Source organism: Mesorhizobium sp. B4-1-3 (genome assembly GCF_006439355.1).
Taxonomy (GTDB): domain Bacteria; phylum Pseudomonadota; class Alphaproteobacteria; order Rhizobiales; family Rhizobiaceae; genus Mesorhizobium.
Genome location: NZ_VFTG01000005.1, coordinates 193,597 through 207,790, shown reverse-complemented (window position 1 = coordinate 207,790; position 14,194 = coordinate 193,597). Strand labels below are relative to the sequence as shown.

General features: G+C 65.0%; 12 protein-coding genes. 4 read left to right on the top strand and 8 right to left on the bottom strand.

Features of this window, described 5'->3' with window-relative positions:
* Window positions 1-12 precede the first annotated feature (12 nt).
* The 3 genes from bfr to FJW06_RS09800 are packed head-to-tail and all read right to left on the bottom strand — an operon-like array spanning window position 13 to window position 2,118.
* Window positions 13-498, bottom strand: coding sequence for a bacterioferritin (gene bfr / locus FJW06_RS09810; protein ID WP_140751009.1), 486 nt, complete (start codon window positions 496-498; stop codon window positions 13-15).
* Window positions 464-775, bottom strand: a complete 312-nt coding sequence (locus FJW06_RS09805) for a (2Fe-2S)-binding protein (RefSeq protein ID WP_140751007.1) — start codon at window positions 773-775, stop codon at window positions 464-466. Before FJW06_RS09805 ends, bfr begins: the two co-directional genes overlap by 35 nt.
* Window positions 776-828: 53 nt before the next feature.
* The gene (locus FJW06_RS09800; RefSeq protein ID WP_140751154.1) at window positions 829-2,118 is read right to left on the bottom strand and encodes an imelysin family protein; all 1,290 of its coding nucleotides are present in this window, start codon (window positions 2,116-2,118) and stop codon (window positions 829-831) included.
* Between the two features lie 416 nt (window positions 2,119-2,534).
* On the opposite strand from FJW06_RS09800, the gene FJW06_RS09795 reads away from it, so the two are divergent.
* A complete protein-coding gene (locus FJW06_RS09795; RefSeq protein ID WP_140751005.1) occupies window positions 2,535-3,788 on the top strand; it encodes an FAD-dependent oxidoreductase in 1,254 nt (417 codons plus the stop codon).
* Here FJW06_RS09795 and FJW06_RS09790 read toward each other — a convergent pair.
* Entirely contained in the window at window positions 3,785-5,062 is a 1,278-nt protein-coding gene (locus FJW06_RS09790) for a 4-aminobutyrate--2-oxoglutarate transaminase (RefSeq protein WP_140751002.1), read from the bottom strand. The genes FJW06_RS09795 and FJW06_RS09790 overlap by 4 nt on opposite strands.
* Window positions 5,063-5,386: 324 nt before the next feature.
* On the opposite strand from FJW06_RS09790, the gene FJW06_RS09785 reads away from it, so the two are divergent.
* From FJW06_RS09785 to FJW06_RS09775, 3 genes are read left to right on the top strand one after another with little or no spacing between them, the layout of a single operon-like run.
* The gene (locus FJW06_RS09785) at window positions 5,387-6,448 is read left to right on the top strand and encodes an efflux RND transporter periplasmic adaptor subunit (RefSeq protein WP_246674569.1); all 1,062 of its coding nucleotides are present in this window, start codon (window positions 5,387-5,389) and stop codon (window positions 6,446-6,448) included.
* Window positions 6,445-7,518 (top strand): efflux RND transporter periplasmic adaptor subunit, encoded by a 1,074-nt coding sequence (locus FJW06_RS09780; RefSeq protein ID WP_140750998.1) that lies wholly within the window; start codon window positions 6,445-6,447, stop codon window positions 7,516-7,518. The genes FJW06_RS09785 and FJW06_RS09780 overlap by 4 nt, the downstream gene beginning before the upstream one ends.
* Window positions 7,518-10,607 carry an efflux RND transporter permease subunit gene (locus FJW06_RS09775; RefSeq protein ID WP_140750996.1) on the top strand — a complete coding sequence of 1,030 codons (3,090 nt, stop codon included), beginning with the start codon at window positions 7,518-7,520 and terminating at the stop codon, window positions 10,605-10,607. The genes FJW06_RS09780 and FJW06_RS09775 overlap by 1 nt, the downstream gene beginning before the upstream one ends.
* Window positions 10,608-10,617: 10 nt before the next feature.
* On the opposite strand, the gene FJW06_RS09770 is transcribed toward FJW06_RS09775, so the two are convergent.
* The 4 genes from FJW06_RS09770 to FJW06_RS09755 are packed head-to-tail and all read right to left on the bottom strand — an operon-like array spanning window position 10,618 to window position 14,181.
* Window positions 10,618-11,364 carry an ABC transporter ATP-binding protein gene (locus FJW06_RS09770; protein ID WP_140750994.1) on the bottom strand — a complete coding sequence of 249 codons (747 nt, stop codon included), beginning with the start codon at window positions 11,362-11,364 and terminating at the stop codon, window positions 10,618-10,620.
* A complete protein-coding gene (locus FJW06_RS09765; protein WP_140750992.1) occupies window positions 11,361-12,200 on the bottom strand; it encodes an ABC transporter ATP-binding protein in 840 nt (279 codons plus the stop codon). The genes FJW06_RS09770 and FJW06_RS09765 overlap by 4 nt, the downstream gene beginning before the upstream one ends.
* The gene (nikC, locus tag FJW06_RS09760; RefSeq protein WP_140750990.1) at window positions 12,197-13,117 is read right to left on the bottom strand and encodes a nickel transporter permease; all 921 of its coding nucleotides are present in this window, start codon (window positions 13,115-13,117) and stop codon (window positions 12,197-12,199) included. The genes FJW06_RS09765 and nikC overlap by 4 nt, the downstream gene beginning before the upstream one ends.
* Window positions 13,114-14,181, bottom strand: a complete 1,068-nt coding sequence (locus FJW06_RS09755) for an ABC transporter permease (protein WP_140750988.1) — start codon at window positions 14,179-14,181, stop codon at window positions 13,114-13,116. The genes nikC and FJW06_RS09755 overlap by 4 nt, the downstream gene beginning before the upstream one ends.
* Between the last annotated feature and the right edge of the window lie 13 nt (window positions 14,182-14,194).

The following is a 14,194-nucleotide window of genomic DNA, read 5'->3' as shown; positions in this document are numbered from 1 at the left end:
TCCCGCATGTCCTTACTCCGCCTCGTTGGCCGGGTCGGCGTTGAGCTGGCCGTATTTTTCCTCGCCGATCGAGGCAAGCAGGTCGAGCTGCGTTTCCAGGAAGTCGATATGTCCTTCCTCGTCGGTCAGAAGATCCTCGAACAGCTTCATCGAGACGAAGTCGCCGGCGTCGTGGCAGATCTCGCGCGAGCGCTTGTAGGCGGTGCGCGCGTCATACTCGCCGGCGAGATCGGATTCGAGCACTTCCTTGACGTTCTGGCCGATGCGCAACGGCGCGACGGACTGCAGGTTTGGATGGCCTTCGAGGAAGATGATGCGCGCGATCAGCCGGTCGGCGTGATGCATTTCCTCGATCGATTCCGCCCGCTCCTTCTTTGCCAACTTGGTGTAGCCCCAATCCTCGAGCAGACGATAATGCACCCAGTACTGGTTGACGGCTCCAAGCTCCAGAAACAGAGCTTCATTAAGCCGCTCGATGACCTGCGGTTCGCCTTTCATGGGTTCTGCTCCCGTATTGGCCGCGCAAGCCTCGCACGCGATCCAGGTGTGAAACGATGTCCGCGCCGCCCACTTCTGAGCGGGTGTGATAGTTCTCGGTGACCCGAATGATCGTTTCCACCACATTCGGGAAACAGCCGCAACAGCGACCGCGCTTGCGCATCGCGTGGTAGACCTTCGCGGGCACGATCAGCTGCCAGGGATCCTCATCCAGCAGGCCGACGATCGTCTGCTCGATCTCCTTTTCGGTGATGATGTTGCAATGGCAGATCAGCATCTGTTTGCTCTGGCTGACGGCGCCGGTCCGGCGCCGCTTGGCTGGTATGGAGGTTACTTGAACACCTTGTCGGGCGCGTCGAGGCTGTCGGAACCCTCGAAGGCGATCTGATTCAGCTTGAGCGAGCCGACGGCGCGCTCGATCGACTTGGTCTGGTCGATCAGGGCGTCGATCGCCGCCTGCACGGTGGCGTTGCCTTGCGCGTTGCCCTCGGCGATCTGCTGGTCATAGGCCTCACCGGCCAAAGCGCGCGCCTTGATGGCCTCCATCTTGGCGACCGTGATATCGAGTTTGCCCGACAGCTCCTTGTCGATCGCCGGGTCTGCGACCTTCACCATGTCGGCCACGGACGGACCCGAAACTACCGAGCCGTCGAGCCGCTTGTAGGTGGCATGGTAGGCGTCTCGGATGCCGACGGCGTCATAGAGATGCGAGTTGTAGGTGTTGTCCGAAAAGCAGTCTTGCTCCTCTTCCGGATCGTGCAGCAACAGGCCGAGCTTCATGCGCTCGCCCGCCAGTTCGCCATAGGAGAGCGAGCCCATGCCGGTGAAGATGGTGGAGATGCCGGCATTGGCATCGCCGTCGGTCAGGTTCTTGCGCGCGGCGCCGTCTTCCTTCCAGTTGTCGAGCATTTCCTGCAGGTCGGACACCAGAAGGTCGCTCGCCGACTTCAGATATTCGGCACGGCGGTCGCAATTGCCGCCCGTGCAGTTCTTGAGGTCGTAGTCCGTGTAGGGCCGCTCGCCGGCGCCTGGACCGGTGCCGTGCAGGTCCTGGCCCCAGAGCAGGAATTCGATGGCGTGATAGCCGGTCGCGACATTGGCTTCGACGCCGCCGGCCTCCTGTAGCGTGCCCGAAAGGAACTCGGGCGTCAGCTTCGAGGCGTCGACCTTCTTGCCGTTGATCTCGATTTCCTTGTTGGCGATGACGTTGGCCGTGTAGAGCGCGTTCTCGTCCGACTCGGTGCCGTAGCTCTTGGCGACATAGTCGATCAGGCCTTCATCCAGCGGCCAGGAATTCACCTTGCCTTCCCAGTCGTCGACAATCTTGTTGCCGAAGCGGTAGACTTCGGTCTGCTGGTAAGGAACGCGCGCTGTCTTCCAGGCTTCGCGCGCGGCGTTCAACGTGTCGGCCGAGGGATTGGCGACGAGCGCGTCGACCGCGTTGTCCAGCGCCTGCGCGGTGGTGAGCGAATCCTCGTATTTGGCCAAAGCGATGTCGGCATAGGTCTTGATCACCGCCTTGGCGTCGGTTTCGGCTTTCGCCGGCAACACGAACACCGCCGCCGTCAGTGCAGCCGTGGCGCAGATCGCAGCCAGCCTGCCGCCATTACGTGCCGTCATCATCCTTCTCCAGTTCCTTGGAAATTCAATAAAATGCGCCCACCCGCGCCGAGCCATGAGCATGCCGGGAAAATGGTGGCCGCGCCGATGCGCGGTTCGCGATAAAAAGACACCCACTTGCCTCCAATCGAAAGGGTTCAAGGCCCAGACATCAAAGGAATGCGCTTGGCGCGCGGCTCTCCATAAAGCGATGGAGAGGCCGGGAGTCAACTGGCGCGACAGAAAAAAAAATCAATTGAAACAACAGTTTAGAATTATTCTAAACTACAAATGTCAACTTTAAACCCGGCTCGGTCTCGGTAGCCCGATTGACAGAAAGCCATTCTGGGTGCGACCCGATCCCCGGCTCTTGCGGCGGCGGCAGACAATCGCCACCTGGCGCAAGAGCCTAGATTTGCAGACAAAAAAGGATTGCGATGACGAACGGAGTTGTGATTGTCGGTGCTGGCCATGCCGGCGTGCAGGCCGCCGCCAGCCTGCGCGAAGAAGGCTATGAAGGGCCTGTCGTCCTGATCGGCGACGAGCAGGAACTGCCCTATCACAAGCCGCCGCTGTCCAAGACCTTCATCAAGGACGCCGAGGCCAAGCCGCAGCCTTTGCGCGGCGAGGCGTTCTATTCGGGCAACGCAATCGACTACCGGCCGGGCGTGCGCATCGACAGCATCGATGCCGGCGCGGGCCAGTTGACTATCGCAGGCGGAGGAACGCTCGGCTTCGACCGGCTGATCGTCGCGACGGGCTCGCGGCCGCGTCTGCTCAAGCTCGACGGCGCCGGCCTTGCCGGCGTGGTCTCGCTGCGCTCGCTGGCCGATGCGCGCCTGATCCGCGAGTTCAGCGCGCAAAGCGAGGATGTGGTCATTCTCGGCGGCGGCTTCATCGGGCTGGAGATCGCGGCGACGCTAAGGGCGGCCGGCCGCAACGTCACCGTCGTCGAGGCCGTCGACCGATTGCTCGGCCGCGCCGTGGCGCCGGTCATCGCGGCGCATGTGCGCCAGCGCCTGGAGGCGATCGGCGTGCGCATCCTGACCGGCACAACCGTTGCCCGTCTGGAAGGCGACAACGGACGCGTCTCGGCCGCGATCACATCAGGCGGCGAGCGCCTGCCGGCGCAAATGGCGATCATCGGCATCGGAGTGGTGCCCAATGTCGAACTGGCGGAAGCGGCCGGCCTGGCCATCGGGAACGGCATCCGCGTCGACCAGCATATGCGGAGCTCGATCCCGGAAATCCTCGCCATCGGCGACGCGGCCTCCTACCGGCACTGGTTCACCGGCGGCGACGTGCGCCTGGAATCGGTGCAGAACGCCACCGACCAGGCAAGGCTCGCCGCGCGCACCATCCTTGGCCATGCCGAGCCTTTCTCGGCGGTACCGTGGTTCTGGTCGGACATCGGCGACATGAAGCTGCAGATGGTCGGGCTGACGCAAGGCGGGGACAGCCACGTGGTGCTGGGCGATCTCGCCGACAACAAGTTCTCGATCTACCACTACGCCGGCGACCGGCTGCTCGGCATCGAATCCGTCAACCGCCCGGCCGACCATATGCTTGGCCGCAAGATGCTCGGCGCCGGCTTCTCGCCGACGCCGCAGACGGTGGCAGGCGGGCCGGATGCGCTGAAGGCGGCGCTTGCGGCCTTCAGCGAAAGCGAGCCGGTAAGAGCCGCTGGTTAGGCCGCCCGCGCCTCGCGGATCGAGGTCTCCAGTATATCCAGCGCCTCGGTCATGACGCCGTCCTGGATGGTGATCGGCGAGAGGAAGCGGATGACGTTGCCGTAGACGCCGCAGGTGAGGAGAATCAGGCCCTTGTCCAGCGCTTTCAGCCGCACCGCATTGGCGAACTCGGCCGAGGGCTGGCCCTTCTTCACGTCGTTGAACTCGACGGCGTTCATGAAGCCCGGACCGCGGATGTCGACGATCTCCGGCACGTCTTCGCGGATCGACACCAGCCGCTGCTTCAGCCTTGCGCCCAGCGCATTGGCGCGGTCGCAGAGCTTTTCCTCCTCGATGACATCGAGCACGGCGTGCGCCGCCGCCACGCCGATCGGGCTGCCGCCATAGGTGCCGCCGAGCCCGCCGGGACCTGGCGCGTCCATGATCTCGGCGCGGCCGGTGACGGCCGACAGCGGGAAGCCGCCGGCAAGGCTCTTGGCCATCGTGGTGATATCGGGCGCCACGTCATGATGATCCATGGCGAACATCTTGCCAGTGCGGGCAAAGCCGGTCTGCACCTCGTCGGCGACCAGCAGGATGCCGTGCTGGTCGCAGATCTTGCGAAGCGCTGCCATGAAATCGCGCGGCGCTTCATAGAAACCGCCCTCGCCCTGCACCGGCTCGACGATGATGGCGGCCACTCGATTCGGATCGACGTCGGCCTTGAACAGCTTGTCGAGCGCGGCAAGCGAATCCGCGACCGACACGCCATGCAGCGCGACCGGAAACGGCGCATGGAAGACATCCCCCGGCATCGCGCCGAAGCCGACCTTGTAGGGCACGACCTTGCCGGTCAGCGCCATGCCCATGAAGGTGCGGCCGTGGAAGCCGCCGGCAAAGGCGATGACCGCCTGGCGGCCGGTGGCGTTGCGGGCGACCTTGATGGCGTTCTCCACCGCCTCGGCGCCGGTGGTGACGAAGATCGTCTTCTTGTCGAACTTGCCGGGAAGCATGCCGTTCAGGCGCTCGGCGAGGTTAACATAGCTCTCATAAGGCACGACCTGATGGCAGGTGTGGGTGAAGCGGTCGAGCTGCGCCTTGACCGCCTCGATCACCTTCGGATGTCGGTGGCCGGTGTTCACCACGGCGATGCCGGAAGAGAAGTCGATGTAGCGGCGGCCCTCGACGTCCCAGATTTCCGAATTCTCGGCACGATCGGCGTAGATCTGCGTCGTCATGCCGACGCCCCGCGAGATCGACTGGTTCTTGCGTTCGGAAATGGCTGAATTCTTCATATCGTCCCTCATCGGGCACCCCTCTTCGGGATCGCACCCGTTCCGTTGATCGAAATCCTTCTGACCTTATTTCATGTTTTCCTCAAGTTGGCACATTGGCCCAGTCGATTGGGCCTGCCTAGAGAGCAGACGGTTCTTAACCAGCCCGGCGATACGCGCCTCGGAGATGGTTTCCTTTTCCAGCCGATCGATTAATCTCATTTCATCCGCGACGTGCCGCCGTCAGGAGCGGCTCCCACGGGTCGAAGGGGAACCATGAGCAGGAACGCGACACCGTCCGCCTTGCCGTCTTCGCCGCTCCGCCTTCTTTTTCGTCCAAAAACCTTGCTGCTGCTGGCCTTCGCCGGCGCTGCGGCCGCCGGCTGCCAGAAGCAGCGGGCGGCCGAAAAGAAGCTTCCGGTGGTGGTGACGACGCAAACGGTCGCCCTTGCCGACTACGCGCCACGGACCTCGCTGACCGGCGTCATCGCTGCCCGCACGCTCAACAATCTGTCGTTCCGCGTCGGCGGTCGCGTCGCCGAGCGTCTGGTCGATGTCGGCCAGCATGTCGACCAGGGCGCGGTGCTCGCCCGCATCGATCCTCAGGAACAGGAATCGGATCTGCGCTCGGCCCAGGCCGATCTCGACGCCGCGCAAGCACAGCTCACCCAGGCCGCGGTCACCTATGAGCGGCAGAAGACGCTGCTGGCCCGGGGCTTCACCACAAGGCGGGAGTTCGATACCGCCAACCAGACGCTGAAGGTGTCGCAAGGCAGCGTCGACGCAGCGCAAAGCGCACTGGCCAACGCCAAGGAAAACCTGTCCTACACCGAGCTCAAGGCAGGCGCCGCCGGCGTCATCACGGCGCGCCAAGTCGAGGCCGGGCAGGTGGTGCAGGCGGCGCAGACCGTGTTCACCATCGCCGAGGACGGCGACCGCGATGCGGTGTTCAACGTGCACGAGACCCTGGTTGCCCAGACGCCGCCGTCGCCCGCGGTGATGATCACGCTGCTGTCGGACCCGCAGGTGCGCGCGGTCGGCAAGGTGCGCGAGATCTCGCCGGCGGTCGATACCCGGTCGGGTTCGATCCGGGTCAAGGTCGGCATCCCGGACACGCCGACCGGCATGCCGCTGGGCGCGGCTGTGATCGGCACGGTCAGCGCCAAGTCGGTCAAAGCCATATTGCTGCCCTGGCAGGCGCTGACCTCGACCGGCGGCAAGCCCGCCGTCTGGATCGTCGACCCGTCAAGCAAGGCCGTGACGTCGATGCCGGTTGAGGTGCTCGCCTTCGATTCGGGCGTCGTCGTAGTCGACAAGGGCTTGCAGGAAGGCCAGAGCGTCGTCACTGCCGGCGGACAGTTGCTGAGCCCTGGACAGACGATCGAAGTGGCGGGGACGAAGCAATGAAGCGGGTCCCGCGTATCGCCCCCCTGCTGATCCTCGTGGCGCTCGCCGCCTGCTCGCGCTCGGAAGAGAAGCCGCCGGAGGTGATCCGGCCAGTTTTGTCAGTGGTGATCGAGCCGAAAACCGTCGAGACCTTCGGCTTTGCCGGTTCGGTCGAACCGCAATACAGCGCCGACCTTGCCTTCCGTCTGCTCGGCCGCGTCGTCTCGCGCGACGTAAAGGTCGGCGACCTCGTCACCAAGGACACGACAATCGCCGCCCTCGATCCGACGGCGCTGGAGCTTGCCGTCCAGGCTTCGAAAGCGGATCTGTCGAACGCGCAGGCGCAGTTCATCAACGCCGCCGCCAGTGAGGATCGCCAGCGCCAGTTGCTTGCCTCGGCCAATACGTCACAAGCCACATTCGACGCCGCGAAACAGGCGCGGCAGGCGGCGGAAGCCGCCGTCGAGCGAGCGAATGCCGCTTTAGCCAAGTCGCAGGAGCAGCTCGGCTATACCCGCCTGTTCTCAGATTTCGACGGCGTCGTCACCGCCGTCGGCGCCGAAGTCGGCCAGACCGTTTCGCCGGGACAGACGATCGTCACCGTGGCGCGCACCGACCCGCGCGAGGCCGTTGTCGACATTCCCGACCAGTTGACCGGCGACCTCACCGTCGGCACGCCGTTCGAAATCATCCTGCAATCGCTGCCGACCATCAAAACCGACGCCAAGCTGCGCGAGGTCGCGCCCCAATCGGAAGGCGCCACGCGCACCCGCCGCGTGCGGTTGACACTGGTCAATCCGCCGTCGGCATTCCGGCTGGGGTCGACGATCACGGCGACGCGCATGACCAAAGTCGCGCCGATGATCGAGCTGCCGATGTCGGCGCTGCTCGAAAAGGACGGCTCGGAGAAAGTCTGGATCGTTGATCCGCAATCCTCCAGCGTGAGCACGCGAGATATCAAGGTCGCCTCGAAGAACGGCGCCAGCTTCACGGTGGCCGGAGGGCTCGATGCTGGCATGCGCGTCGTCACCGCGGGCGTCCACAGTCTGAGCGAAGGCCAGAAGGTCAAAGTGCCGGAGGGCGGGGTCTGATGAAGGGCTTCAATCTCTCCGACTGGGCGCTCGGTCACCGTTCACTGGTTTGGTATTTCATGCTGGTATTCGTGGTGGCCGGCATCTTCTCTTATCTCAATCTCGGCCGCGAGGAAGACCCCGCTTTCACCATCAAGACCATGATCATCCAGGCCAACTGGCCGGGCGCCTCGGTCAAGGAGACGGTGCAGCAGGTCACCGACCGCATCGAGAAGAAGCTCGAGGAGTTGGACAGCCTCGACTTCACCCGGTCCGTCACTACCGCCGGCCAGACCGTCATCTTCGTCAACCTGAAGGACACCACCAAGGCGCGCGATGTCGTGCCGAACTGGCTTCAGGTGCGCAATATGGTCAACGACATCAAGGCGCAGTTTCCGCAAGGCGTGCAGGGGCCGTTCTTCAACGACCGGTTCGGCGACGTCTACGGCAACATCTACGCCTTCACCGCCGACGGGCTGACGCCGCGCCAATTGCGCGACTATGTCGAGGACGTCCGCACCAAGATCCTGACCGTGCCGAATGCCGGCAAGGTCGATCTGGTCGGCGCGCAGGACGAGGCCATCTATCTCGAATTCTCGACGCGCCAGATCGCGGCGCTCGGCCTCAACCAGCAGGCGATCGTTGCCAGCCTGCAGGCGCAGAACGCCATCACGCCGTCCGGCGTCATCCAGTCCGGTCCGGAGCGCATCAGCGTGCGCGTCGGCGGCCAGTTCACCTCAGAGGAAAGCCTGCGCGCCATCAACCTGCGCGTCAACAACCGCTTCTTCCGGCTGAGCGACGTGGCGACGATCCGGCGCGGCTATGTCGACCCGCCGACGGCACTGTTCCGCTTCAATGGCCAGGACGCGATCGGTCTTGCCATCGGCATGAAGCCCAACGCCAATCTGCTGAAATTCGGCGAGGCCTTGCACGAGGAGTTGCAGAAGGTGCTGGCCGACCTGCCGGTCGGCGTCGGCGTCCATCTGGTCGCCGACCAGCCGGTGATCGTCGAGGAAGCGGTCTCGGGCTTCACGCGGGCGCTGTTCGAGGCGGTCGCGATCGTGCTCGCCGTCTCCTTCATCAGCCTGGGATTGCGCGCCGGCTTCGTCGTCGCGCTGTCGATCCCGCTGGTTTTGGCCATCACCTTCACCGTCATGGAATATCTCGGCATATCGCTGCAGCGCATCTCGCTCGGCGCGCTGATCATCGCGCTCGGGCTGTTGGTCGACGACGCGATGATCGCGGTCGAGATGATGGTGGCGCGGCTGGAGGTCGGCGACAATCTGCGAAAGGCGGCGACCTATGTCTACACCTCGACCGCCTTCCCGATGCTGACCGGAACGCTGGTGACGGTGGCCGGCTTCATCCCGATCGGCCTCAACTCGAGCGCGGCCGGCGAATACACCTTCACGCTGTTCGTCGTCATCGCGGTGTCGCTGCTGGTGTCATGGATCGTGGCGGTGCTGTTCGCGCCGCTGCTCGGGGTCACCATCCTGCCGGCGACGATGAAGGAAAAGCACCACGACCAGCCCGGACGCTTCACCGCGCTGTTCCGGCGCGTGCTTGTCTTCTCCGTGCGCCGCCATTGGCTGACGATCATCGTCACGGTGCTTCTGTTCGCCGGCTCGGTCGCCGGCTTCGGCCTCGTCCAGCAGCAGTTCTTCCCGCCGTCCGACCGGCCGGAGCTGATCGTCGACTGGAACCTGCCGCAGAACTCCTCGATCACGGAGACGCGCGACCAGATGCAGCGCTTCGAAGAACGGGCACTGGTCGGCAATCCCGACATCGACCATTTCTCCTCCTATATCGGCCAGGGCGCCGTGCGCTTCGTGCTCGCCTATGACGTGCAGCCGGCCAATCCCTATTTCGGCCAGACGGTCATCGTCACCAAAAGCATCGAAGCGCGCAACCGCGTGAAGCCGGCGCTGGAGAAGCTGCTGCGCGAGGAGTTCGTCGGCACCGACGCCTTCGTCAAATTGCTGGAGCTCGGTCCGCCGGTCGGCAGGCCGGTGCAGTACCGCGTCGGCGGTCCAGACATCCAGACGGTGCGCGAGCTTGCGCAGCAATTTGCCGGCGTGATCTCGGCCAATCCGAAGCTTGCCGCGCCGACCTTCGACTGGAACGAGCCGCAGCGCGTGCTGAGGGTCGACGTACTGCAGGACAAGGCGCGCCAGCTCGGCATCACCTCTTCCGACATCGCCAGCGCGCTGAACAGCACGGTGGGCGGCTCGACGATCACGCAGGTGCGCGACGCGACCTATCTCATCAATGTCGTGGCGCGGTCGCGCGAGGCCGAGCGCGGCTCGATCGAGACGCTGCAGAACATGCAGCTGCCGACCGGAAACGGCGAGTCGATCCCGCTCGCGGCGGTCGCCAACTTCCGCTACGACCTCGAACAGCCGACGGTCTGGCGGCGCGACCGCATCCCAACCATCACCGTGCGCGCCGGCCTTGTCGGCGACGTGCTGCCGGCGACCGTCGTCAACGAGCTGAAGCCTTCGGTCGATGCCTTCATCGCCAAGCTGCCGCCCGGCTATTCGATCGAGACGGCGGGCTCCGTCGAGGAAAGCGCCAAGAGCCAGGGCCCGATCGCGGCCGTGGTGCCGCTAATGCTGTTCATCATGGCGACCATCCTGATGGTGCAGCTGCAGAGCTTCCAGCGCCTTTTCCTGGTGGTGGCGGTGGCGCCGCTCGGCCTGATCGGCGTGGTGGCGGCGCTGGTGCCCAGCGGCGCGCCGCTCGGCTTTGTCGCCATCCTCGGCGTGCTGGCGCTGATCGGCATCCTGATCCGCAACTCGGTCATCCTGATCGTGCAGATCGAGGACCTCGTCGCCGAAGGCAAGGACCGTTGGGCGGCCGTGATCGAAGCGACCGAGCACCGCATGCGGCCGATCGCGCTGACTGCCGCCGCCGCCAGCCTGGCGCTGATCCCGATCGCGCGCGAGGTGTTCTGGGGACCGATGGCCTACGCGATGATGGGCGGCATCATCGCTGGCACGGCGATCACGCTGCTCTTCCTGCCGGCGCTCTATGTGACGTGGTTCCGGATCAAGGAGCCGGAAGACACGCAACGCAGTGAGGCAGACGTCACCGCCGTCGCGGAAAGCTGAGGCGCGGAAGCTACGCTCTCACAAACCCCTCGCTCGCCCTCAGCAGGTTGCGCGTATAGTCCTCGCTGACGCGTTGGCCGATCAATTGGCTCGCGGTCAGCGTTTCCACCGCCTCGCCGTTCTGCATCACCATCAGCCGCTCGCACATATGGGTGATGATGGCGAGGTCGTGGCTGACCATCAGGAAGGTGAGCTTGCGTCGCCGCCGAACCTCCTCGAGCAGGTTCAGCACCTCCGCTTGCACCGAGGCGTCGAGCGCCGAGGTCGGCTCGTCGAGCAAGAGGATCGAAGGTTCCAGGATCAGCGCACGGGCGATCGCCACGCGCTGGCGCTGGCCGCCGGAGAGCTGGTGCGCGTAACGAAAGCGGAAGCCCTTGCCGAGCCCAACCTCGTCCAGCGCGCGCTCGATGCGCTTCTCGCCATCGGCAATGCCATGGATCGCGAGGGGCTCCTGCAGCAGGCGGTCGACCGTCTGGCGCGGATGCAGCGAGCCGTAAGGATCCTGAAAGACCATCTGCACCTCGCGATAGAACGCCTTGTCGCGGGTTTTGCCGAGCGTCTTGCCATTGACGGTAATGGTGCCTGCGGAAACGGGCGCAAGGCCGGTGATGGCCCTGAGCAGCGTCGACTTGCCGGAACCGCTTTCGCCGACGAGGCCGTAGGATTCTCCTTCCCTCACCTCGAGGCTGACGCCCTTCAGCGCGCGAAAACGGTCGAAGACCACTTCCAGCCCTTCGACAGTGATGAAAGCCGTCATGCCGCCCACTCCGGCTTGCGGTCGAGGACCGGCAGCGGATGGCGCTCGAAGCCGATCCTCGGCATGCAGTTCAGCAGGCCGCGCGTGTAGGGGTGTTGCGCATCGCGCAATTCGGAAGCCTTGATCTGCTCGACCACCTTGCCGGCATACATGACGACGACGCGATCGCAGAAGGAGGAGACCAGGCGCAGATCGTGCGAGATGAAGATCAGCCCCATGCCGCGCTCGGCCACGAGCTTGTCGAGGATCTTGAGCACGTCGAGCTGCACGGTGACGTCGAGCGCCGAGGTCGGCTCGTCGGCGATCATCAGCTCGGGTCCGGTGACCAGCATCATGGCGATCATGGCGCGCTGGCCCATGCCACCCGAGACCTCGTGCGGGTAAAGGTCGAAGACGCGCGCCGGGTCGCGGATCTGCACGGCCTGCAGCATGGCGAGAGCGCGCTCGCGCGCCTCGGCCTTGGAGACCTTCTCGTGCGTGCGCAGCGTTTCGACGATCTGGCGGCCGATGGTCATCACCGGGTCGAGCGAATATTTCGGGTCCTGCAGAATCATGGCGATGCGGTTTCCCCGCAGCGCCCGGCGCTCGCGCGGCGATATGGACAAAAGATCGATGCCGTCGAAGGCGAGCTTCTTCGCCGACACCTCGGCCTGCGGCGGGGTCAGCCCCATGATGGCGCGGCCGGTCTGCGATTTGCCGGAGCCGCTCTCGCCGACGATGCCCAACCGCTCGCGGCCGAGCGAGAAGGAAACGCCGCGCACGGCCTGCACGAGGCCGGTGCGGGTCGGGAATGTGACGCGCAGGTCGTCGACTTCGAGGAGCGTGTCGCCACTCATTGATCGCCACTCCGGGGGTCGAGCGCGTCGCGCAGGCCGTCGCCGAGCAGGTTGAAGCCGAGACTGACGATGAGGATGGCGGCACCGGGGGCCGCCGCCACCCACCATTGGTCGAGGATGAAGCGGCGACCGGAGGCGATCATCGCGCCCCATTCGGGTAGCGGCGGCTGCGCGCCGAGGCCGAGGAAGCCGAGGCCGGCCGCGGTGAGGATGATGCCGGCCATGTCCAGCGTCACGCGGATGATCAGCGAGGAGATGCAGAGCGGCATGATGTGGCGCAGCACGATGCGGAAGGGCGAGGCGCCCATCAGTTGCACCGCCTTGATGTAGTCGGAATTGCGCACCGTCAGCGTCTCGGCGCGGGCAATGCGCGCGTAAGGCGGCCAGGAGGTGATGGCGATCGCCAGCACGGCGTTCTCGATGCCAGGCCCGAGCGCCGCCACGAAAGCCAACGCCAGCACCAGCTTCGGGAAGGCAAGGAAGATGTCGGTGATGCGCATCAGGATCGTGTCGGTCCAGCCGCCGGCATAACCGGCAATTGTGCCGACCAGCAGGCCGATGGGCGCGGCGATGATGGCGACGAGGATCACCACGTAAAGCGTCCAGCGCGCGCCATAGACGATGCGCGAATAGATGTCGCGGCCGAGGTCGTCGGTGCCGAACCAGTGCGCGGCGCCAGGCGGCAGCAGGCGGGCGTTCTTGAGATCGCCGACGGTCGGCGAATAGGGGGCCAGAACATCGGCAAAGGCCGCGACCACCAGCAGCGCGATGATGATCAGCATGCCGACCAGCGCCAAGCGATTGGCGGAGAAGCGCCGCCAGGCGACATAGGCGCGGCCGAGCCTTGCCTGCAGGCGCGAGGCAGGCCGGTCGCTGAGCAGCCACGCGCGCCTAGACTGGATCGTTTCAGCGCTCATCCGGTCTTGGTCCTTGGATCGAGCAGCCGGTAGAGCAGATCGGAGAAAAGATTGATGGCGATGAAGACAGAGCCGATGGCGATGGTGCCGCCGAGCACGGCGTTCATGTCGGCGTTCTGCAGCGAGTTGGTGATGTAGAGGCCGATGCCCGGCCAAGAGAAGACGGTCTCGGTCAGCACCGAGCCTTCGAGCAGGTTGGCGTAGGAAAGCGCGATCACCGTCACCATCGGCACGGCGGCGTTGCGCAGCGCGTGGCCCCAGATGATGTGCCGTTCCGACAGTCCCTTGGCGCGCGCCGCGACGATGTATTCCTGCGCCAGCTCGTTCAGCATGAAGGAGCGGGTCATGCGGCTGATATAGGCGAGCGACAGATAGCCGAGCAGCGCCGCGGGCAGGACGATATGGCGCCAGGCGTCGTAGAAGACGTCCCACTGCCCCTGGATCGCGGCATCCAGCAGATAGAAGCCGGTGATCGGCGTGAAGGTGTATTCGTAGACGACGTCGAGGCGCGCCGGAAAGGCGATCCACTGCAGCTTGGCGTAGAACAGCACCAGCCCGAGCAGCCCCAGCCAGAAGATCGGCACCGAATAGCCGATAAGGCCGACGATGCGGGCGACCTGGTCGATCAGGCTGCCGCGCTTTACGGCGGCAAGCACCCCGAGCGGCACGCCGATGACGGCGCCGATGATCGTGCCCAGCGTCGCGAGCTCGATGGTCGCCGGAAAGACACGGCGGATATCGGACATGACCGGATTGGTGGTCAGCACCGAGGTGCCGAAATCGCCCCTCAGCGCGCTTTTGACGTAGATGTAGAACTGCTCGATCCAGGGCAGATCGAGGCCCATTTCGCGGCGCGTGCGCTCGACGACGGCGGTCGGCGCGCGATCGCCGAGAACGGCCAGCACCGGATCGATCGGGATGACGCGGCCGATGAAGAAGGTCACCGCGAGAAGGCCGAGATAGGTCGTCACCGCGACGACCAGAAAGCGGCCGAGCGAAGATAGAATAGCGACGGCGCGGGCGCTGCCGCTCCCCGCCGCCGCCTGATTGTCAGCTACGCTCACGCGTCGCGCCCGG